Here is a 22818-nt window from a genome sequence, read left to right as displayed (position 1 = left end):
TAGAACCGTAACTTTTTGATATTCGATGAACGTCAATCATGAGCTAGCCCTTGCACTTAGCGGCTCCACCGCTGGCAGCCAAGTAGGAGCAGATAGTCTCACGCGAGTACTTCCAGTTGCCGTCAACCTTCTTGAATACCAATTCCTTGTCCGTCTCCGGCCAACCATTAGCGGAATTCACAAAGTGAACAGTCGCTAGATCACCATCAACAGTCACCGGACCGCGGAAGGACCACTGCCAGTTATTCGTCCGGTTCATCTGAACGGACTTTTGTAGCAGCCGACCAGCGGGAACAGTGGCTGCACCGGCATCCATGTTCGCTTTAATTCCCGCATCAGAGGTATTTGGGTCGATGAGATACGTGAACTGAGCTGCAAAGTCTTCCACCGTGGGTTCCGCCATGCGGAGAACCAAAACACCATCAACCCATTCCGGACCGGAAGCGTCCGCGGAGTCATCTGACCCGCCCTGATCATCGCTGTCAGCAGGCTGGGCAGAATCTCCTCCCCCTTGAACTTGGCCGCCACCCGATGACGATCCTCCCGAACCAGAGGATGACCCAGAGTTTCCACTGCTCCTTTCTCCACCGGCAGCAACATTTCCTCCACTGCCACCAGCAACCGCACCTTTACCAGAGGTCGACTTCGTAGATTTCTGACCGGACTTGGCAGTACTAGCCGGGACCCGCTTCCCTGCTTTCACCGAGGTCCCATTGCCGTCGCCTTCATCCGAGACAGCCACGACATCAGCATTATCCGATCGGTGCGTCACGTAATGCACCGACGCACCAGCCATGACCAGGGCGGAAATGCCCACCATCACGGCACCAGCACCTATCGCTCTACCGAGGCCTCGAGAGAACAAAGGTCTTTCTTCAGGTGCAGGCTCTGGGATCTCCTCGGGTGTGTTCTCAGGAGAATCCTGCTGGTCTTTCGGGACCGGTCGGCGAAATTCTTCGGTCCGTGAGTCCTCATGCAACGCTGAAAAATCAACGTTCTGGGAACCATTGTTATCGTAGTTTTCACTCATCATTTTTCCTTTCGACTTGGGCAGCCTGATTAGTTGCCACCACTAACTTGATGAAGCCAATTGCTTCCATCCGAATCACGTCATAACCGGTAAGAGAAAGCACTTTCTCGACCTCACCGGGACGAAATATCTTTTGGCCCATTTTTCGCATCACCGCGACATCTACTCGCTGGTTATGCTGCGAAGGTTCCTCCAGGGTTTGGATACACAGTCGTCCACCGGGAGCGAGCAACCTTCGAATCCGACGAAGCATGTCCTCAGGCTCCTGGAGTTGGTGCAGGCAACCGCATAACCACACCTCGCTGGCGAGCTCATAGTTCTGGCACCCTAAATCCGCTAAAGCAAGCTTGGATTTTTCAATGTCCTCGACGACGAAGCTCAACCGCTCCGAGGAAATACCGGCCTGCTTCTGCAATTCCTTCGCACGGTCAATAGCGTGTTCAGACTGGTCGACACCAATAACGACGGGACCAGCCGCGCCGTGATGCTCGGCAAGTCGCCGCGAGAACCAGCCCGTGCCACATCCAAGGTCAAGGATGGGGCCTGCCTCTGCAAGCAGCTTCGTCGAACTACTCAGCACGCCCCAGACGTCCTCTTGGCTGAGTTTCCGGCCACCGTATTTACGGAGAAAGCGGGGGTAGATCAGGTTCTCATAGGCTGCTAAGTACACCTTCAACCCACCGATACGTTGAGCAAAAGAACTCATGCTCCCACCACCCCTCGCTGACGTCGTCGTGATAGTGCCACCAGCCCGGCTAAGCAAACGACGAAGATTCCCCCACACCAGAGAATGATGGGAAGTATCGCTTCGCCCGACAGAGCCTGTGAAGCGGCCGTGATGGGTGCGTTGCGGGCGATAGCGGCTAACCCGGGCCGGTACATTGATGCTGGTAAAAGCGCTGTATTGATGAACATCATCACCATGATCAATGGCATAAAGACCACCGATCCTTGCGGAGAAGTAATTGAAAAACCGACGTAGGTTCCAAACGCTCCCGCAGCCAAGGACCCCAGTACGAAAACAAAGACTGCTTTTAGTGGTGCGTCGGTTAAGACCGATGATGACGTACACAAGTCAGCAACGGCGGTCACAACAATGCACATAACGAAGATCCGGAGGAATTCGCCGATGGCACGGGCTAGCAACACAACCGCATATCGAGACGGCATTGTTTGCAAGCGATCATGAAAACCGTGGAGCCGCTCTTCATAAACCTGACCTGTTCCAGTGACAGCCAGAATGAACGCCCACGAAAAAACCACGAGAATTACTCCAGCATTAGCGTCGAAGTGGCCAGTTAATGACTCTGCTAAGGCGCCGAACAGCTTCACCATGATGAACAGGTAAGCCAGTGGAGCAATAATCACCATGATCAAGCTCGAGGGTTCGCGGGACCAGATCCGCAAGAGACGAGTGACATGGACTCCCAGAGAACGGACAAATAACGAAGGACCAGAGCTTAGTGCGGGATTAGTGCTGGCGATCATGCCTTTCTCCTTCCGGCAAGTCGTACCGCAATAACGACGCTGCCCAGAGCCGCTGCGACGATAATCCACAAGACCGCTTCCCACACTCCAGTTGTTGATCCATCCGAGAGGTTGGGATCGCGAAACATTTCAATAATGGGAGAGAACGGCACATGCGCGACCACGTTCTTCAGGTGGGAAGTTAAAGCCCACTGGGGAATGAATGCGGTCGAGAACATCAACAACAGCATTTCTAAAGACTGAATACTCCCCGCCGCTTCAATTGGGTTTTTACTAGCAAGGACGAGCCCATTCGCAAAGAGAGTCAAAGCGATAGTCGTGACAAGAAGCCAAAGGCTTAGCCATCCCAAGGGCAGGGCCCACGGATCCGCACCCAAAAGAGCGGCAACGAGCAAAAGCGTAATGGTCGATCCAGCCATGCGTACGACGTCCGTTACCGCTCGCCCGACGATGAACCCCAGCGTCGACCCAGGCAGGATACGGATACGATCAATAAAACCCTCTGAAGCGTCATGTGCCACCACCATGGATGAGGCTGCAGCGGTAAACATCGCGGCTTGGAACAAACAGCCAGCTAGAGCGAAGGTGACGTAATCGAAATCCATCGAACTATGCTCTGCCGCATAGCCGAATACGGCCCACAAGCAGACCAGGAACAACGGCGGAACAACAAACATTGAGATAAGCGACGCCGTATTGCGTCGGAGGAGGGTTAAATCCCGGCCGACAAATGAAGCGACGGTCTGCGATAACCGACTCATTGTTCACCCTCCCCAGGGCAGCTTGTACCCAACCGGAAGAAGACATCATCGAGCGTCGGCGGAGCAACAGAGATCGACGTGGTAGTTAAACCTGCATCTGCCAAAGCCTTACTGATACGGACGAGTACCTGGGATGTATCCTCAACGAGCAGCTGTACCGTCCGCCCCGACACATTTGCTTTATCAGACAAGGTCGAGGCGAAACGTGACGCTTCATCCTCGCTACTAAACTCGACGACGGCGGTTTCGCCGCCTATGCTTCGTCGCATCTCGGTGGGAGAACCACTAGCGACGATCTGGTGCTGGTGGAGCAAATATATGGTGTCGGCAAGTTCTTCGGCTTCTTCTAAATACTGCGTTGTCAGAACAACTGTCATTCCGTTGTCACGCAGTGTATGAATCAATTGCCATAATTGCTTGCGACTAACCGGATCCAGCCCCGTGGTGGGCTCATCGAGGAAGAGAAGCTGCGGAACCACGACCAGGGATATGGCAATGTCCAGGCGTCGGCGCATGCCGCCCGAGTAAGTGGACACCGTTCGCCCACCTGCCTCAGTCAGATCAAATTGGTCCAGGAGCTCGGTGGCCCGCTGAGTGGCAGACTTCTTATTCAAACCTCGTAGTCGTCCGAAGAAAACGAGGTTCTCTTTTCCGGTCAGATGCTCATCAACCGCAGCATACTGGCCAGTCGTAGCAATACACTGCCGAACGGCGTCAATATCTTTCTCGACATCATTACCGAAAACCGTGACTGTCCCGGAATCCTTGGTAATGAGCGTCGATAAAATTCGAACCAACGTAGTTTTGCCGGCACCATTGTGCCCGAGGAAAGCCACAATTGATCCGGAGGGTACTGCAAAGCTCACGCCATCAAGAACACGAACCTCGTCGTCCGCTTTTTTGCCCTTAGCGAAAGATTTATGAAGGTCCACCACGTCGATCGCCGTCTTGGAACCTATTTTTTCACTAGCCATGTTGTCATCTTTCTCGATCGACATTGAAGCTCCTCACCTCTTCACCGCCGAGGATTCGCGCTAATACGCGATCCGTAAATTCGGGATCGGTCACCGGATCAATCACTCCAGGGGAAAGATCCCGAGACATCGCTTCGGCAACTGCAGTTGCAGCAAATGCTGCGGTTAAGGCATACGACCCTTGGCCTACTAATCGCGCCACCAACTTCTGACCCTCCCCATAAAAAGTGGTGGTCAATTCGGCCGAGCTATCCTCTTGGGCATCAGCTTCGGCTTTACGGGCTTTCTTAGAAGCCATCCGGGCGAAGAAGGAAGCCAGCCGCTCTTCCCAACGCTGGGAGGTGAATATTCGACGCTTACTTAACGTGCGGATATCGCTGGCTGTCAGTGCAGCAAACCGAACGCGATATTCATAGCTCCGGATCATCTTAAGTACTAAAGGAATGTAATGAACGTCCGGCGTTTCATAAGCAATGTAACCATCGTCGGAGGGACGAGGACGCGACATCTCAACCAAGTTTCCTTCTCGCACTGCAGTATGCGGCGAACGCAACGTTCGGAACATCGACCTCACAGCCGCAGCACCACTTTCTTGCCCACGCCCGATGGATAGGTCCGTGGTCACGTATGTATCGTCGATGGAAACGGGCCACTGCTTGGCAAGGCGAAGCACAACAGCTGTACTTATCCCTGGGCTCAGTCCCCAACCGGTCAGTACACGGACTTCCTTACCTTCAGCCTGACTTTGTTCCCGCCCCAGCTGGATGGCCAGTTCGGGGTAGTCATTAACGTCGACGACGTTTGTTCCAGCCGAAAGACATGCCTGATGGAAATTATCTTCAACAACCTCAAAGGGGCCTACGCATATAACGGCCCAGGTGAAACGGCTTAGCAATCGAACGGCTTCCGAAAAACCTGAATCACTGTCGTTCAATTCGAGCGCATGGTGCTCGGCTTCGGGCCCACCTTTACGCGAGGTGTAATGCGATTCAATGCCGTATCGCTTAAGAATTCTCCTCACCATACGGCCAGTGACTCCGGTGCCACCAATAACAATAACCGGTAGACGCTCCTGGGATTTTGGTTTGTTAGGGGATGACATTTACATTCCCCTCCCTTCAATATAAGAAGCAATAATTTGGGCCGTTGCCGGCGCTTGCTGCTCCATCACAAATGAATAGTGGTTTCCAATAACTTCGGCACTGCGTACGTTTTTGACGCCATACTTGGACCAATTCCTGCTGTTTTCTGCCTCTCCATCATCGGGGAGGACGAGCAAGGCCTCGTCATATCGGTAACTACGAGGCTGATAAGCGTTACGCGCAGCTACCAAGGTGCGTAGGGTGTTCAGGTCTGTTAGGGTCACCCGATCTCCACTCATACCGAGATCTTCAAGAAGTGTCGGAGAGAGTGAGCGGGCTAATTCCCGTATGGCTCCCGAATTGTGGGCACTCTCAATGGCGCACTGAGCTTCGATCCATAGTCCTTCAACACCATCAGAGATAGGTTTTTCTGCCGAGATTCCGAATCCCGGTATGCTTTCGAGAAGCTCTCGCTCAGAATGCTCGGTGAAATCACCGACATCAACTATGGGGCCTGGGGCAAGGCTGTCGAGTAAAACAAGTGCCTGGCACCGATCACCCAGCTGATGGGCAAGTTCAACGGCCAAGGTTCCACCAACGCTCCAGCCCGCCACGGCAACACTCGAATGTGGACTGATTCTGTCCCGAATAGCTGCCACATAGTCCGCCGCTAATTCTTCAATGGACAGGTATTGGGGATAGACCATGAAATGTTCGGCAAAACTTAGTCCCCATATTTCGTAATTTCCGGGCATCGACCGGGCTAGCTGCTGGTAAATATCCACGGTTCCAAAGCCACCGTGAACAAACAGAAGTACTTTGGTCGGGTCGCCCTTCCGTAAGAGACTGAGGCACCGCCGGTGGGGCTGCAGAAGATCGGTTTCGTGAACTAGAGCAGCTAAACCACGCTGCGTCGGGGTCTCTAGGGCATCGGCAAGTGCAATATCGTGCCCAGCGATTTCTTCAATACGCTGCACGAGGGAGACAAAACTCAAGGAATCTATCCCGTGTTCAAACAGGTTGTCGTCGATATTGTCGCAACTTATACCGAAGCTTTGTAGTGCCTCACTGACCCGTCGAAGAGCAGTGGCAGAAGGCTGCCCGGCTACTGGGTCCTTATTCGAAGCACCCGACGTGTTTGATGCCGAACCAGAAAGAAGGCACCGCAGTCGACTTGCCTGCGTTTTTTCAAGTCTCGCTACGTCGGGCTGACCCATAATACAGCTATCAATAGTGCGGCAGTAGACATCAAAAACGTCCTCTACGAGCTGTTTATCGAGAGCTCCGGAACGGTAGTCCCACGCCAAGGAGATCTCGTTGCCTACTGCAATGACTTGGTTATCGATAAGTACTTGCGGTGTTTGGGATACGGCCCATTCCACAGTTCCCAACACGTTACGATCCGACTCGATCCGTCGATCTGCACTAAATCCACCGCTAGAAGTACTCTTTACAATGCTCTCTGAGCTGTGGGGTAAAGCTGAACTGACATCTGAGTCAAACAGCAGCGATGTAAACACGAACGGAGCGACCGCACTCCCAAAGGACTTCTTCTGACGGGCTATTTCTGCGAGCACCTGCGTACCCGGGTAACGCGCCGTGAGATGGGTCAGGAGAGCGTTTTGCGCTTCCCGTGCGGTATCAGCCAAGTCAGCGATATCAGCATTCTCGAACGGAAGTAACACAACACCGGTGAAATCCCCGATGACATTGTGGTGAGCCCCGATCTCAGGATCACGATTGTATGTGGTGATATTTAGCCCGACTCTGTTCCCTCGGCTAAAACTCGTCAATGCTGCAGCGTAAGCGGCTAGGAAGAGCGCTGAAAGAGAGCATCCCAGCTGTGCTGCAGTAACCTGCAATCGATGTACTTCAGAAGCATTAAAACGGCGACTTAACCGCTCCATCGCCGGGTCCTCGTCAACCGGCTCGGAGAGCACAAGCGTAGACCCCGCAGGGAACGTCGATATCACCTTGTTATATTCTTCAGACCCTAATAACTGCTGTGGAGTAGTCGCCAGATTTCTCTTTTGTAACTCTATTGCATATTCCTGGAAAGTTCCGTTTTGTTCAACAAGAGGTTCTCCTCGGTATGCACGGCCGAGATCTTCGATAAAGATTTGTTGACTTGCCCCGTCGCCGATCATTAAATCAATGGAGAAAAAGAGACGCAGGTGCTCGTCCGGTAACCGCAACGCTTCGAGTCGGAAAAGTGGCCATTGTTGAGGATCGAACACTTCGTGGCTTAACCGCGCGCGATGTCGGCTAATTTGTTCCTCAATTTCACCTTCTGTTGCGTGCCGAAGATCTGTCACCGGGATGTTGTAGTAATCAACATCTGCGAGAACACGCTGCTGATCATCTCCCACAATTACCGCGCGGAGCATAGGATGAGCCCAAATAACCTTGTTAAGGGCGCCTTCGAGACGTGCAAGGTCAACGTCGGTGAGGCTTTCTAGATAGTAGTGCTCACCCATTCCGCTGTATTGGAACCCAGCACGGCGTCCGATGAGGTAGGCCTGCTGCATTTCTGTGAGGGGGAACGGGTCATACGGACCTATTTCATTCAAATCCTCGCGGTGTTCGTCAATGCGCTGGCTGGATACTTTGATCCCTTTGGCCACTACTTTTGCAAGGGTAGGCAGCGTAGGTTCGACGATGATGTCTCGGAAACGAGGACGAATTCCGGTTCTTTCCTCTACTTTCCTCAGCATTCGTTGGAAGCCTAGGGAATCGCCGCCAGCTTCAAAAAAGCCCAAAGATTCAGATTCTGTTACTCCTCCGAGTGAGTCAGTCCAAATTTCACGAAGAATCTCAGGAATCGGTTCATCATGGTTAAATTTCGCGCCGAGCAGGGCGTCTCCGTTACTGACTTGGCCTTCTTTAACTTGCTGTTCAAGCCGTCGGTAATCTACTTTGCCGTTACTAGTTACGGGAAGCTCTGTACGTACTTCAATAACCGTAGGCACCATGTATGTTGGCAAACTCTGACGGAGACGATTACGTACAGCATCCGCAAGCGTCTCGCCATTTCCCGTCGCGCTTTGAACTACCACACAATAAAGCGCCCGGGTATCTTGACGAGTGGAAAAAACACCGGCCACAGCCCGAGTAACCCCAGCGACCTGCGTCGCTGTGGCCTCAATTTCTCCCAATTCGATCCGGTGACCAGCTACCTTGACTTGACGATCCCTCCGACCAAGGAACTCGATAGAACCGTTATCCCCCATCACACCCCGGTCACCTGTATCGTAACTACGACCGATATTCGGTAACTCTACAAATGCCGCGGCAGTCCGCTTAGGATCGCCGATGTATCCTCGTGCGATTCCATTTCCGGAAATCCATATATCTCCCGGAACTCCTAAGGGACAAGGGCGCCGATCAGGACCAAGGACGTGAACACGTTGTCCTCTGAGAGGATATCCGTAAGGGATTGCTCCGTCGAAGCTATTCTCGTCTACCTCTATACAGATGGACCAAATGCTTGCTTCTGTGGCGCCACCTAGGCTGATGATTCTAGCGTTCGGGAATACGTCCCGTGCCCGAGCCACTAAAGTAGCGGGAATCCGATCACCACTAAGCATCACTACTCTTATATCGGGGAAAACGTTGTTTTCCGCAATTCTCAAGAAGAGAAGCTCCAATAAAGCTGGTGCCGTGTTCCATATGGTTGTTTCATCGTTGCGGAGAACTTCGATGATCTCGTCAGCGTCTCTTTCATCACGCACCAAAGACACCGAGGCACCCGTAGCGAAGGCTCCGAATATGTCATATACCGACAAGTCGAACCCATAAGACGATAAAGCGATTAACCTATCTTTCTGGTTCACCTCAAAACGTTCGGAAATATCTCCAATAGTTCCCACAACACCACGGTGGGTAATTTCTACTCCCTTGGGCTCTCCTGTTGTCCCTGAAGTGAATATGACATAGGCGAGGTCATCTGGATCGAGGACTACTTCTTTCGGATTTTCGGGAAAAGATTGCCAGATCTCTTCAACCGACGAGCGTAAAACTGTTACCGCATTACTCCGACGAAGAATAGATTCCTTGCGACGATCAGGTAACTGGCTATCAATAGGTACCCACGCGGCCCCAGCACGCAGCGCTCCCACCATTGCTACGATATCGGCAGAACGACGAGAGTACTCGACTGCTACAAGGTCTCCCTTTGAACAGCCTTCTCGTTGGAGATAATTAGCTACTTTGCCGGCATTATCCCATAGCTGCTGGTAGGACATTGTCTCGTCAATATCTCGAATTGCAAGGGCACCTGGATGCGCTTCACTATTCTCTCGAACGAAATCAATCAAGGTCCTTCCTTCCCAAGGAGAAGGGCCTGTGTTGTTAAAGTCCTGAATTTTCTTATTCGTTTGTTCATCTACTACAGGCCAGGTTTCATCACCATTGATGACGGCGTGAAAAGCGTCCCTCACGCAGGAAAACATGGCGTTGATGTATGGCCAGTATTCGGGAACGTAATCCCACGAGAGGAGAAGCCCTTTGTAGCTGGGCATGAGCTGAATATCGAGGCATACCTGAGATGTGTGGGTATAAATATTGTCAATATCGAATGGATTAGGGACCGACTGACCAGCACCGCCGTTGGCGCCTAAGTAACTCGTGAATACGAAAGGCGCTGTTGCTTTTCCGTCACTTCGACTTTCTTTAAAAAATTCTTGTAGAACTTCAACCCCACTCATCGCCCGGTAGCGGAGCCCCTCAGTCAAAGCGTGGTCAATCTGTTGTGCGCATTCTTCCAATGACTGGGTTCGGGACGGAAAGGCACCAACGAGAATTGAAGACGTGTAATCGCCCACCCCGGCACCCTGTTCGCCCCCGGCAAAAGGCCGATCTGTGACGGTGACGTTAAAGGTCACATCTGGCACCGATAACCACCGACAAAGGACACTTGTGTGGAGGGCAAGTATGAGAGCATTTAGTGTGGTGCCGTACTGCTTAGCACGTTGTTCAGCCAAAGCAACGGTATCCGGGCTAAAAAGCGTGGACAACCGTTTGGTGCGCCACGGATGATCTCCAATGACACATACCGGAAACTCGGGGCATTGGGGTAGATGGTGAGCAACATCCCTCCAGTAGGTGCGTGCGACGGCGCGGTCCTCAGATGACCATCGTGTAGCAAGTCGGCACGCAGCGTCCTTCGCCCGGGGTGGGGTCGGTAGGTTGTGGCCAGCAAGGCGCTCAGCAAGCTCATCAAGGATGACATAGAGTGAGCCCGCATCAACAACAACCATTGCAAATACCCACTGAACCCTGGTTCCACCATCTAGTTCGGCAACGACGTGAGCATGTACAAGATGTTTACTGTGATGCGCTTTCGACCCTTCAGCAATCATCGATTCGCGATCAAGATCTGGAACGTCTTGATCCGTGGTTATCTTTGGCCCAAAGGACGGATCAGGCTGAAGTGTGCCGGTCATAATGTCGGGCCGGTAACGGAAAATGTCATGTCGACTCAGAACATCAAACACAGCTTTGTACACTTCAGAAGACGGCTGCGAATGATGAGTCTCTAGATAAATTAAGGTTGCTTGTCCACCGAGTTCTAAATCAGGATCATCCCCCATGAGGTATGCAATCTGCATAGGGTTGAGGGGGATCTCTTCCTCAAGAGTTTGTTTAGAATTAGTTCGTTTAGGCTTTTGAACACCTTCGAATTCTTCGTCCTTTGCCGAAGGAAGCTTTTGCGCACGAAGAGTTTCAGGTGAACTTTGAGATTCCGGTGAATTGATCGCCTTAGCAGATACGACTATGTCAATCAGTTCATCCAAGCTCGTATTCACGTCGAATGAGGAGTAATCCAAGGACCGCTTACAACATTCTTCTATGTCCATGATGACTTGAAGAAATGTGAGCGAATGGACAATGGTTTCCCGGAGTGGGGCCGACGAGTTCAGCGGAGCAACGCCACAATAATTCTCAATCACTGCCACGACATTGGCACTGATCTGTTCCCGGGAAAGGATACTTTGGTGCGAGGACATCTAGATCGTCGCCTCCAACCTGTGTCGGCATATCTTCCCATTTGGGGTGGTGGGAAGTTCGTCCACCCACGCGACATGGTGAATGGGTATTGCCAACTGTTGCATGGCAGTCTGTTTCAAACGTGCTGTGCCAGCCTTCTCAGCAAGTCCCTCTTTACGTACACCGAAGACATACACCGCCTCGGTCTTAGTCTTGGGATCCATTGCACCTAAGACTGCACATTGAATACCGGTATTCTTTTCAAGCAAAGATTCCAGGTCATTCGAATAGTAGTTTTTACCACCTATAAAAATGATGTCTTTCCGTCGACCAACGACATAAAGCTCATCCTTATGAAGAACTCCTATATCACCCGTACCGAGTGCGCCATCATCGGTGAAGGGTTGATCCTGCACCCCATTGTCCGTTAGGACTTTGCTAGTTACTGAAGGTCCCGAGATATAGATCTCACCAATAACCTCGTTGCCGAGGTCTTGTCCTTCATCGTCACGAATGGACACAGTAATACCCGGAGCTTCATGTCCCACGGAAACGAACGGAGAACCATCAGTCGGTCCAACTTCGGCTAACTTATTCCCAGGAAGAAGCTCAGATCTATTGAGGTAGATCACGTGAAGTGGCTCGTAAATATCCGATACGGATACGAGGAGGCACGCTTCTGAAAGACCATAACCAGCATTAATTGCGTTAGGCCGTAACCCATATTTGTGCAACTCGGATTGAACTTTAGCGGCTAGTTCTGGATCTATGGGTTCTGATCCGCAGAGAATCTTGTGCACGCTCGATAAGTCAATTCCCTCTAATTCACTCTGATGCGTCGTGATGTATCGGAGCAAGTGTCGGAACGCAAAGTTTACGCACGCCGTAACAGTCGGCCGGTAGTCATTTATCGCACGCAACCAGGAAAGGGGATTAGCAACAAAGCTAGCCGTAGGCATCAGTACCTGTGAATAGTTCTGGAGAATTGCGTAGACGTGGAAGCCTAGAAGGGACAAATTATGAGTGAGCGGAAGCCAGGTGAGCATAGAGTTTTTCACCTTGGCAGGACGACGAGGAACAATTGCTTCAAGCCCGCGGACAATCACAGATTCTGTAACGATAATTCCCTTGGGCGATCCTGTAGACCCGGACGAGAACTGGATAATCCTCGTGTCCTCAGCAGACACGTCAGCCGGTTCGGGTAGAAAAGCCTCTCCACTGCTGTCCTGCGACAGTGATGCGGTATCGATGGTGATCTGCTGAACTTTCGGCGTAAATGCGTCGACATGGTCACTCAGTACAACGGGATTATCAAGCAGATCGATAACCCGAACTAGCTTTGCATTATCTTCAGGACTTCGGGCAGGAGGCATCGGAACGGGAATTGCTCCGATCCACAAGGCCGCCCAAAAAGCTGGTACAAGGGCTTTATTGTCGACGATTTGAAGAACGACATGGCTACCTTGGCGCACACCACGGTTCATCAACGATCCCGCCCATTCTTGGGCAGTACGACACAATGCACCATAGGTCAAGGTCGTCTCCCCCGCCGGATCAAGGAAAGTTATCCCTTCTGTTTCCTCATGCGCCCTTTTGATGATTGTGTCTATGAAGCGCCCACTCATTTCGCCTCCACTTTTAAAGCTTTTGAAATTCCTAGCGTGATTAGTGCTTGAATATGCGGTCATAGCAGAAGCTCCGCAATGACTAGGGGAAGAATGATGCATACAGCGGTGACTATGGTGTCCCGTATTTTCCAAGGAAAAGCCCGGAGATAGGTCCGAGGCCGCGACAGGCCCAGTCCACGCAGCGTAAGGGTGTCAGCCAAACGTCGGGAGAAGCGGATAGCATCCACAAAAATTGGAAATAGTGCTGCAAAAGGAGAAATTAAACGAACTAATCCATTGTGGAATCGGTGGCTTGGACGAACTGCACGTAACCTAGCTGCGTCTCGTGCGATCGGACCGGTGTGCCTAAGGTAACGGGCTATTGCCAGTCCGGAATTGGCAACCGCAGCCCACGTCGCTGGTAAGCGGAGGCGCTGCGCTGCGGCATTAACAATGTCAGTAGCATCAGCGATACATCCAGCCACCAGTGTTGCGGCACACACCGTACCCAACAACAGACCATGGCTTGCCACATGCTCCCAGGGGCTTTCTCCACTACCCGATGAATATGCGGTGCCACGTAGTGCCAGTAACCCAAACACCACGGTGACGATCGCGACAATCGCCCAACGCAGAGCAACACCGGCCACCCGGCGCGGTAACCCCGGTCCTGTTCGTAGCGGGGTGATAACGGTGAGAATTCCAAGCGACACCATCAATGCGTATAGGCGGCCTGTCGCACCTGGTACAACGAGTGCTAAGGCGATTAAGGCCACCATGATAGGAAAACAGGTGAGTGGGTTAAGCCCTGCGAATGGCATCGGACGGACGGTCCGCACATCGTGTGCGGGCCGGGACATAGATGTCGATGATGGTGATACCTCAGCTGTGGTATCAGACTCTTTCTGAGACTCACCGTCTTGCATGCCTGACCACTCAGCTATGTCGCCTTCCCACACTGACGTGCCATGGCGTAAGACCGTTACTCGGTCTGCCCATGCGCGCACGACTCGTTCGTCGTGACAGGTAAATAGAACTGCGCCACCGGCTTGGGCCCACCCTTCGAGTGCATGTGCTAGAGCAGTCAGTCCCAGCTCATCAAGGTGCGCGGTGGGCTCGTCTAACAAGAGGAGCGGTCGGTTGCTCAGCATGGCACAGGCAACACCAAGCAGCCGCTTTTGACCACCGGAGAGTTGGTGTGGGGGTTGGTCTGTCGGGAGTTCTGCCGTCAGACCGGATACGAGATTATCCAGAGTTTCAGCATTTAATGGCCTAGTGCTGCCGTCATCGGTTTGGTCGACACCACGCAGTCGGGCTCGTCGTAATTCCTCGTCGACAGTTAGCGCTGAGAATTGGTGTTCGGGGTTTTGGAAGGCCCAGTCCACTATGCCGTCGGGCACCGGTTTGTGACGGAAGGAGCCCGCAATTACTCCGAAAAGGCTGGACTTTCCGGCACCATTGTCACCGACGAGCGCATGGATTTCTCCAGCCCTCAGGGTAATGCTCGCATCATGCAACCGGGTTTTACCAGCAGTGCGCAGATGCGCTCCCTGCACGCGCGCCACTACCGCCCCCGGCGTGTGATTTGTATGGATGACGGGAATGTGAGGGCTCCATGGACCGTCTCCAGCGGTGTTACCATCGCGAGCCAGCACTGTGACCGGGTATTTTCCATCCTGGAATGCCGTCGAACCGTGATCAATGACTAAGACCGCTGCATGATTAGATCGCAATTCTGCTGCTGCCGCAGCGACGTCTTGTGCTCCGTCGGGATCAAGGTTGGCAACGGGTTCGTCTAATACGGTGACAGGCGTGGCAGCTGCCAAGGCACAAGCGACAGCGAGTCGTTGCCTTTGTCCACCGGATAGTCGAAATGGCTCTTCACCAGCCAATGAAGAGAGGCCCACTTTCGCAAGGGCCTCATGAGTCCGCTTCTCAATCTCTTGGGATGCGATCCCGCGGAACTCGAGACCAGATGCCACTTCTTCCGCAACAGTTCGGCACGTAACCTGAGCATCGGGATCTTGTCCTACAGCACTCACAAAATCGGGCCACGATACTCGTTCTCCCTCGGAGACCGCGTCATGACCAGCAATAACTGCTGATCCCCGAAATGACAGACCAGCATCGGCAGCGGCAAGACCCGTTAAAACCCTCGCCGTTGTACTTTTGCCACTCCCACACGGACCAGCTAAAACGCGTAGGTCACCGGAATCGACCGTGAGATTGACAGATTCGGGACGCCAGGATGTTCTCCCTTCCCGCCGAACACCTAGAGAATCGACGGCGACCCGTTTGCCCGACACGCTACGCGCTCCGTTCCACAACGCCGGCTGCAACAAGCCTGCGATCCAACCAGAAGCCACCGGCCAGAAATACCACTGAACCGACCGCTGCGATCACTGCGCATATCAAGCACATTCCCGCGCTGGGACCCTGTACCCCCACGGCTTGTGGTGCTAACCAACCAAGGAATGCCGCGACGATGACACTGGACAAGGCGAAAAGCCCGGCGGACCACTGCCGATATCGAGTTACCAAGAATGGCAATTCAACGATGATGCCCTCTAGCAACAGTGTTCCAATGGCAGCGGGACCGAAGGGTGTTGTGACGGCACAGACGATGCCCATGGCGAGACACGCGACCACACTCGCACCGGGCACTCTCACGATGAGAAGGGGTAAGACACATATGAGTGCCCATAATCCTAGGGTGGCGGCGACAAGATAGACGTGAACTGCGCTGGCGGCAAGCTGAAGATAGGAAACAGAAACGGTCACGACACTACCCGCAATACCGATAGCGACGGCCATCAGAAGATCTCGTGGTGTAGGGCGCGATTTGTGCCCACGCTGCTTATTACGGACGACATTCTGGTCAGCCATGAAGCTCGCCTCGCATACATAGTTTGGTTAAGGCGAGGTTATCATAAATGATAATGAGAAAAAGTTGCGATATCTACCCGCATACGGGGGTATTACCCTAGACCTCAAAAATATCGCGTGACTCCAGTAGTGAACTGGGGGTGAAGCATTTGAGAATAAATTCCTTGCTAGTGTCCAGATGCTATGTGCTTCACCGATTATGCATTAGTAGCTCGCATATTTTCTTTTTAGTGTCGTCTCCTATTCTCGGTGTGAAGTTAAAAGTGAACTCATAGACAGCGCATCAAATGTTCTAGGTTTAAATAGTGCTCCCTATCCCCTCAATCGTTTTACCCAACTCAACAATCTCGGTTGAATTCAAGAAGAGTTGATAATTCGTTTTCAATAACTGTAAACATGCTGTTCACAGTGCATCTGAAGCTTATCTCGTACGCGCTCGAGGCCGCATCGTCGGCGAATTTCTACCCAATTAAAAGCAGCAGATGTTTTAAACTACTGTTTTTCCCCACAGACCAATATCACACTCACATTCATTTCACAGACACGCCCTTTATGGCGTATCCTCATTCATTAGCTGCGAGAGAAACTCCAGCGTCCGACATCGCCAGATTTATATAATCTGCACATCATACTTTTTGGGGGGAAAGTGCGCCGTCTACTTCGCGCATCTATTGCCGCATTATCAATCACACTTGCTGCCGTTGGTATGCCCATGGCAGCCAATGAAGCTCACGCCGTTGAGCACCCAACGTACTCGCATCACCCATGGCCCGACGCCTCAAAGGACTTCAAAACCAAAGGCGTCTTCACTACTCCGAACAACCGCACCATCACCGTTCACCAAGGAGCTACTATTCGCTCCGGTAGCGGCGGAACCTGCAGTATCACGTTGATCGGAGACCGCACCGGATACACGGCAGAACACTGCTCGCACGGTCGCTGGACTCGTGGCACAGAGATTTTCGACCAATCCAACCACCGCATCGGGCGGGTTGCGGCAATGAGCCGTGGTCTCGATGCCGTAAAAATTAACCTTGACCCGTCTGTTCGCGTCGACGGTCGCTGGGAAAAGCGTGACTACAACACACTTAACGTGGGAGAACCTGTCCACGTCCTCGGACTCGGCCAGCGTTTCAACGAGTCTCGCGTGACCGATCATCCCCTCATGGGTTGGAACGGTCGCCCGAACACCGTAGCCCTCGTTTCACCTCTAAACTCCAGGCCCGGTACGTCGGGTGGAGCGATGGTCGATCGCTACAACCGCGTCATCGGAATTAACGTCGGTTACCTGGAGAACTACACCGGGAAATATGGTGCCTACATCCCGTGGAACGTAGTCGATTCTGAACTACGTTAAACACACGTGCTCGGTGCACCACAACCCCTGCGGTGCACCCATGCACCACCCCATCTGCACCGGTTTCACGTTAAACGACCGGCTAGGTTACAGCCCATCCTGGAAAATCGTGTCTTTCGCCTGAATAGAACCAATCGGCTCGTCGACAAACTCACCAGTGCACGTGCCATTCAACGCGGCTAGGACCGTAGCTGAAATCTCAGACTGCAAAGGTTCTATCGAGTGGTGGAAACCACCATTAATTAATGGCGACGGAGACGCCACCGGCTTCATCCTGCATTGACCGCCATCCAAGCGGCCATCCGCCCACTCATGTTCACCGCGAATCGCGTAATATTCCGTCGGACCAGGAGTATCGTCCCCAGCATTCAACCGGTTCATGTAGTCCGAGCCTGGACACAAATCCTTCGCAGTACCACTCTGCACACACGCTCCCGGACTCCCATACTGAGGCGACCCGATTGCGATATACCGAGCGATGTCCTCGGTCCCTCCCTGATGCTTCAGATACTCACGGGCACTAATACCCCCTGCACTGTGCCCAACCAGCGAAATCTCTGCATCGGGATTGTTCTCACGGACGCGGTGAACTTCGTCGGCAATGAGATGGGCGTCGGCAACAACGTCGGTGCCTTTGAGGTCAAGAACGCGAGCATCGTAGCCACCCGCCTCGAGGTTCGACTTCATTTTTCCGTACGGCAAGGTGCCCACCGACTGACCAGGAAGAATAAAAACAACCGGGCGAGAATTCTCACCATGCACGTCGGTGGCCGCCGGAAGAGCGTCCCTCGCATCCCCCGCCTGAGCAGCTGGTGCGACAAGCACACCGCACACGCCAGCGCACGAGATTCCAGCAGCCGCAACCGCAGCTTTTATTGTTTTAGGTAGCATGGGCTGAAATTACCAAGGATTATTAATTAAGTCAACCTTACCTAGGCGCTCCTGCGCCCTAGTTTTCGAACTACAATCGCTGCCAAGCAATAAATCCAATAAATATGGAGGACGTCATGAACACACTTCGACTCCTATACCCAGATTTTGTTAGCGGCGGACTAGACACTTATTACTTTGGTGCTGAACTACTGAAACATTTACTTCCAAAGAATGACAATCAGCCTTGGAAGACAGTACCCATCGATCCGCCCGGTCATAACCAACAATTACCCACAAAGGATGGTATTTACGGGCTCGAGACACTGACCCAAGGAATTCACTCAGCCCAATCAATCCTGGACGATAATCGCCCTGACCGGGTCATCACCATCGGCGGAAGCTGCCTAGTTTCTGTCGCTCCCTTCGATTATCTTCATGGCCTCTACGACGACGTCGGAATCGTCTGGATCGACGCTCACCCTGACGTATCCTCACCGGCCGATGACTATCCGTATGCCCACGCGATGGCATTATCGACTCTCCTCGGTGACGATTCTGTTCCACTGAGCGCCGAACTTCGGAATAAACCGTTCCCCGGTGATCACATCCTCTACGTCGGCTTGCAAGATATCTTCGATTACCAACGCTCCGTATTAGAGAACTACAAGGTGCCCTATACGGTTCAGAGTGGCCAATTCTTGTCTACCCAGGCTATTTCCGACTTTGCCCGCCAGTTTGACCACCTTGCTGTTCACTTTGACATCGACGTTCTTACCCCACGGGATTTCCATTCCACCTACTTCGCGAACCCCGACCTCACAGGTGATGGTTCCGGAGGCGGTTCGATGACCATGGATCAGCTCCAGACCATCCTGACAGCCATCGACTCTGCAGGTTCAATAGACGGGCTCACGATCGCCGAGTACTTACCGTTTGATGAGGAACGTCTTCACACGACACTCCAATCACTGTCCATATTCCAGTAATTCCATCGTCCACAAGGCACCCATCACCTTCGAAAGCGCCCAACAATCGTATTCGTGGCTCATTTCTCGCGCGGAATGCATAGAGAGCAGCGGAATGCCGACGTCGACCGTGACCATTCCCAGCCGGGTCGCCGTGATCGGCCCGATTGTCGATCCACATGGCATCGCGTTATGCGAAACAAACGCTTGGTGCTGGATACCCGCGGTCTCACACGCGCGCTGCCAGATAGCCTCGCCCACGGCGTCGGAAACATAACGCTGGTTAGCATTAAACTTCACCATCGGCCCACGCCCCATCATTGGGCGAGTGTCCGGATCGTGACGTTCCGCGTAATTCGGGTGCACCGAGTGCCCCGCATCCGACGATATACACACGGAACGAGCCATAATTCGCGCCTCGTCGTCGGCGTCGTAGCCCAAAGCGACGGCCGTCCGATGCAACACATCCTCAAGGAACGGACCCGCTGCGCCCGATCGAGTTCCAGAACCGACCTCTTCATGGTCATTCGCGACGAAGACTAGGATGTCATCGCCAGGAATCGCGTCGGTATCCAAGTGCTGTAAAACGTGAAACGCCGCGAATACCGATGACAGATTATCCTGACGGCCCGACGCAATGAACTGCGAGTGAGCGCCAAATGTTTCCGCCTCCTGCGTCGGAACCAGCTTGAGATCCCACCCGAAGATCTCGCATTTGCTCGACAGCCCGGCGGACTCCGCGATGACGTCCATAATGTCGGCGCTATCGTCGTCGACCGTCCACACGGGATGAATATGCTTCTGAGGGTTGAGCTCTAACCTTTCATTGACCTTGCGATCGAGGTGGATGGCCAATTGCGGGACGCGCGCGATCGGTTTCGTGCGCACCAGATGGGTGGCGCCGGTTTTGTCGACAATCCGCCCGGCTACACAAAGCTCACGATCGAGCCACGAATTTAATAAAGCTCCACCGTAGACCTCGACGGCTAACTGTCCCCATCCATCGGACGTGGTGGACTGTGGCGTCGGCTTGAGAGCGAGTGCAGGGGAATCCGTGTGGGCGCCGATAATGCGATAGGCGGGGTGACGTGAATCGTTGTCGTCTTTGTTATTCTCGTTGTTCTTATCGACGCTTTCACGGTCCGTAGTACTAGCCGACGCGGCCTGCGTAGGAATGACATAAGCGATCATCGCACCGTCACGGACAATATAATGTCCCCCAGGCCTAACATCCCACGGGTCGGTTTCCTTCTGAGGGTGAAATCCCGCTCGACGGAGCTCGTCGGCCATCACCGCAACCGCGTGGTAGCTCGTCGGCGATTGATCCATGAAATTCATGTAGGCGTTGATGTATTGGTCTGAGTGGGATGAAGACATATGACGATCATAAGCCCGGGGGTGACGACGCGCGCTAAACGCGTAGGTTCATCTGTGCAGCCGAGGTTGACCTCCCCGTTTAGCGCGATGCCACAACTTGGCGGTTTTTTGGCTACTCTTAGAGCCTATGTCTGAACTTTCCGATATTTTGACGAAGGATGGCACTCGGGAGCCCGTGGTCTCTGACCTGGCGGAATCCACCGAGAATTCCATCAACAACCTTTCCGGGCTCTCCGGTAAAGCGATCAAGACGGCTTTCAGCGGCGCAGTTAAAGCCCGCCCGAATCTGGTCAAGGACATGACCGATCGTCTTTTGCCTCACCTTGCTGATCGTCTGAACCCTTACTGGCAGGCCTACCAGAACGGTCAGCCGGAAGGTGGCTTTGGTAAGTACCTGGAGACGCGGTCGGATGAAGTCACCAAGGATTTAGCGGACCTAAGTGATGAGCGCATGGGAAGCATCAATAACTCAGGTGCTCAGAAAATCTACAAAACCTTCCGCGGGAAGCTCGAAGGGATTGTCGAGAAGGGTCTCCCCGACCTCGGCGACATTATTGAAAAGCACGCTTCTTAAGAGCAGTTCTTCGCATCGGTTCACCACCGTCCGGGATAATACTGGCGTTAATAAAATGAACACTGCTTAGGGGCTACGGTTTCTAAAGGCGTCACAGTGTTTATGAGCGCCAGAAAATTAAAACCCAGCCGTTTCCGTTCTGGATTGGCTGGGTTATTTTTATGTACTTAATCCTGTGGAAGTGAATGGGTTCAGCAGCCTCGGCAGGGCTCGACGGCTCCGCAATGTTTCACGTGAAACATTTACTCCTAGTCAGCTCGGTGGGGAGCAGATGGCAACCCCTAGTGCCGACGCTGGCCACGTCGAGCGGTTGGGACGTGGGGAATGATGTGACATCAATGAACACCCGACGCCCCGACCACGTTAAGCGTGAGATTTCTCCGCGTCACGTGTAGCGAGATAGTCCTCATAGGTTTGCCGGCCTCGAACTACCCACACGACACTCATTAAGGCCGTCCACGCCACGCCGACAACGAGTGCCAGCCGTGTATCGTCGGAAAACATCATCATGATAATCGTGATAACGACCATGGCGAGAGCGAAGTACTGACCCCATGGCCACAGCGGAACCGGGTAGGTCAGGTCTTTGTTGGATGGTGCCTGGTCCCCTGTTCGGCTGGCGAGGTGAGCCAACAAAATCATGAGCCACACGAAGACCGTCGCGAAGGTCGCTAGAGCAGCAATCACGAGGAACACGCGCTCTGGGATCAAGAAGTTGATGACCACCCCTATGACGAGAACCCCGAGCATTACCGTGGTTGTAAAGATGGGCACACCCTTGGCCGACGTACGGGCAAACGAGCGCGGAGCCAATCCCTCGGCCGCCATTCCGTGAACTACTCGGCCTGCGCCGAAAAGATCGGAATTAATGGCAGACAGTGCTGCGGTGATAACCACCACGTTGAGCAGGGCTGCGGCCCAATTCACACCGAGATCGTTGAAGATTTGTACGAACGGGGACGACTCGCCGTTAATTGCCGACCACGGGTTAATGGTGACAATCACCGCGATGGCCAACACGTAGAACAGAAGGATACGGATCGGCACTGAGTGAATAGCCTTTGGAATTGTTTTTGCGGGATCTTCGGCGTCGCCGGCGGTTACCCCGATGATCTCTGAACCGCCGAATGCGAACATGACGACCACTAGCGCCATCGCCATCCCCCACGGCCCGTGAGGGAAAAACCCACCATGTGACCATAAGTTATGGACCCCGGAATCAGCATGGTTGCCTAAACCGAAGATTAGGATGATCGCGCCACCGGCGATCATGGCTACCACGGCGGAAACCTTGATGATTGTGAGGCCGAATTCTAGCTCCCCAAAAAGCCGTGAACTCGTTACGTTGACGGCACCGACGATGAGCAAGGTCACTGCCACCCATACCCATTGGGGGGAATCAGGGAACCAGAATCTCATATATGTGCCGATAGCGGTGAGGTCCGCGAGACACACGATCACCATTTCAAAGGCGTACATCCACCCTGTGATGTATCCCGACCACGGACCGAGGAAGATGCGGCAATATTCGGCGAAAGATCCTGACACAGGCATTCGCACTGCCATTTCACCTAGGGCGCGCAACATGAAATACACCACCGCGCCGCCCAGAAGATAAACCAAAAGTACAGCGGGTCCTGCTGATTGAATGGCATCAGCCGAGCCATAAAACAGACCTGTACCAATGGCAGATCCTAGCGCGATGAAGTGAACGTGCCGAGCGCTCAGCCCTCTTTTTAATCCTTTATCACCGGATGATGACGTTTCTGTTTTTGCGTTACTGCCCATACATAAAAATCCTTTACTGTTACGCAGTAGACTTTCTTGAATTTCATCCAGCGAATGGACGATGTTTC

The 22818-nt window shown here is 53.1% G+C and carries 16 protein-coding genes; 3 read left to right on the top strand and 13 right to left on the bottom strand.

The window, feature by feature from the left end:
- Window positions 1-43: 43 nt before the first annotated feature.
- The 10 genes from KCQ76_RS06095 to KCQ76_RS06050 are packed head-to-tail and all read right to left on the bottom strand — an operon-like array spanning window position 44 to window position 15816.
- On the bottom strand, window positions 44-1030 hold the full coding sequence (locus tag KCQ76_RS06095; protein WP_046203668.1) for an MTB12 C-terminal domain-containing protein: 987 nt from the start codon (window positions 1028-1030) through the stop codon (window positions 44-46).
- The gene (locus KCQ76_RS06090; protein WP_046203669.1) at window positions 1023-1736 is read right to left on the bottom strand and encodes a class I SAM-dependent methyltransferase; all 714 of its coding nucleotides are present in this window, start codon (window positions 1734-1736) and stop codon (window positions 1023-1025) included. Before KCQ76_RS06090 ends, KCQ76_RS06095 begins: the two co-directional genes overlap by 8 nt.
- A complete protein-coding gene (locus KCQ76_RS06085) occupies window positions 1733-2518 on the bottom strand; it encodes an ABC transporter permease (RefSeq protein ID WP_046203670.1) in 786 nt (261 codons plus the stop codon). Before KCQ76_RS06085 ends, KCQ76_RS06090 begins: the two co-directional genes overlap by 4 nt.
- Entirely contained in the window at window positions 2515-3279 is a 765-nt protein-coding gene (locus KCQ76_RS06080; protein ID WP_046203671.1) for an ABC transporter permease, read from the bottom strand. Before KCQ76_RS06080 ends, KCQ76_RS06085 begins: the two co-directional genes overlap by 4 nt.
- A complete protein-coding gene (locus tag KCQ76_RS06075) occupies window positions 3276-4277 on the bottom strand; it encodes an ATP-binding cassette domain-containing protein (RefSeq protein ID WP_046203672.1) in 1002 nt (333 codons plus the stop codon). The genes KCQ76_RS06080 and KCQ76_RS06075 overlap by 4 nt, the downstream gene beginning before the upstream one ends.
- On the bottom strand, window positions 4258-5355 hold the full coding sequence (locus tag KCQ76_RS06070; RefSeq protein WP_046203673.1) for a saccharopine dehydrogenase family protein: 1098 nt from the start codon (window positions 5353-5355) through the stop codon (window positions 4258-4260). Before KCQ76_RS06070 ends, KCQ76_RS06075 begins: the two co-directional genes overlap by 20 nt.
- The gene (locus KCQ76_RS06065) at window positions 5356-11343 is read right to left on the bottom strand and encodes a non-ribosomal peptide synthetase (protein ID WP_052722388.1); all 5988 of its coding nucleotides are present in this window, start codon (window positions 11341-11343) and stop codon (window positions 5356-5358) included.
- Window positions 11344-12948, bottom strand: coding sequence for an AMP-binding protein (locus KCQ76_RS06060; RefSeq protein ID WP_060942036.1), 1605 nt, complete (start codon window positions 12946-12948; stop codon window positions 11344-11346). It lies immediately after the preceding gene.
- 59 nt (window positions 12949-13007) lie between these two features.
- Window positions 13008-15236, bottom strand: a complete 2229-nt coding sequence (locus KCQ76_RS06055; RefSeq protein WP_046203515.1) for an ATP-binding cassette domain-containing protein — start codon at window positions 15234-15236, stop codon at window positions 13008-13010.
- Window position 15237: 1 nt separating this feature from the next.
- Window positions 15238-15816: an ECF transporter S component gene (locus KCQ76_RS06050; RefSeq protein WP_046203514.1), complete on the bottom strand. Its 579-nt coding sequence runs from the start codon at window positions 15814-15816 to the stop codon at window positions 15238-15240.
- Window positions 15817-16462: 646 nt separating this feature from the next.
- On the opposite strand from KCQ76_RS06050, the gene KCQ76_RS06045 reads away from it, so the two are divergent.
- The gene (locus KCQ76_RS06045) at window positions 16463-17173 is read left to right on the top strand and encodes a S1 family serine peptidase (protein WP_046205323.1); all 711 of its coding nucleotides are present in this window, start codon (window positions 16463-16465) and stop codon (window positions 17171-17173) included.
- A gap of 87 nt (window positions 17174-17260) precedes the next feature.
- On the opposite strand, the gene KCQ76_RS06040 is transcribed toward KCQ76_RS06045, so the two are convergent.
- Window positions 17261-18064, bottom strand: a complete 804-nt coding sequence (locus KCQ76_RS06040) for an esterase/lipase family protein (RefSeq protein ID WP_052722437.1) — start codon at window positions 18062-18064, stop codon at window positions 17261-17263.
- Window positions 18065-18180: 116 nt separating this feature from the next.
- On the opposite strand from KCQ76_RS06040, the gene KCQ76_RS06035 reads away from it, so the two are divergent.
- A complete protein-coding gene (locus KCQ76_RS06035; protein WP_046203511.1) occupies window positions 18181-19032 on the top strand; it encodes an arginase family protein in 852 nt (283 codons plus the stop codon).
- Here KCQ76_RS06035 and KCQ76_RS06030 read toward each other — a convergent pair.
- Entirely contained in the window at window positions 19012-20388 is a 1377-nt protein-coding gene (locus KCQ76_RS06030) for a M18 family aminopeptidase (RefSeq protein WP_046203510.1), read from the bottom strand. The genes KCQ76_RS06035 and KCQ76_RS06030 overlap by 21 nt on opposite strands.
- Window positions 20389-20515: 127 nt before the next feature.
- On the opposite strand from KCQ76_RS06030, the gene KCQ76_RS06025 reads away from it, so the two are divergent.
- Complete coding sequence (locus KCQ76_RS06025) at window positions 20516-20962, top strand: DUF6918 family protein (protein WP_046203509.1); 447 nt, start codon at window positions 20516-20518, stop codon at window positions 20960-20962.
- 363 nt (window positions 20963-21325) lie between these two features.
- Here the strand turns inward: KCQ76_RS06025 and KCQ76_RS06020 are convergent, their stop codons facing one another.
- A complete protein-coding gene (locus KCQ76_RS06020) occupies window positions 21326-22750 on the bottom strand; it encodes an amino acid permease (protein ID WP_046203508.1) in 1425 nt (474 codons plus the stop codon).
- Window positions 22751-22818: the final 68 nt, after the last annotated feature.

The organism is Corynebacterium parakroppenstedtii (genome assembly GCF_019754935.1).
GTDB lineage: Bacteria > Actinomycetota > Actinomycetes > Mycobacteriales > Mycobacteriaceae > Corynebacterium > Corynebacterium parakroppenstedtii.
Note: the sequence above shows the minus strand (reverse complement) of the source record. Positions and strands in the feature narration are given on the sequence as shown.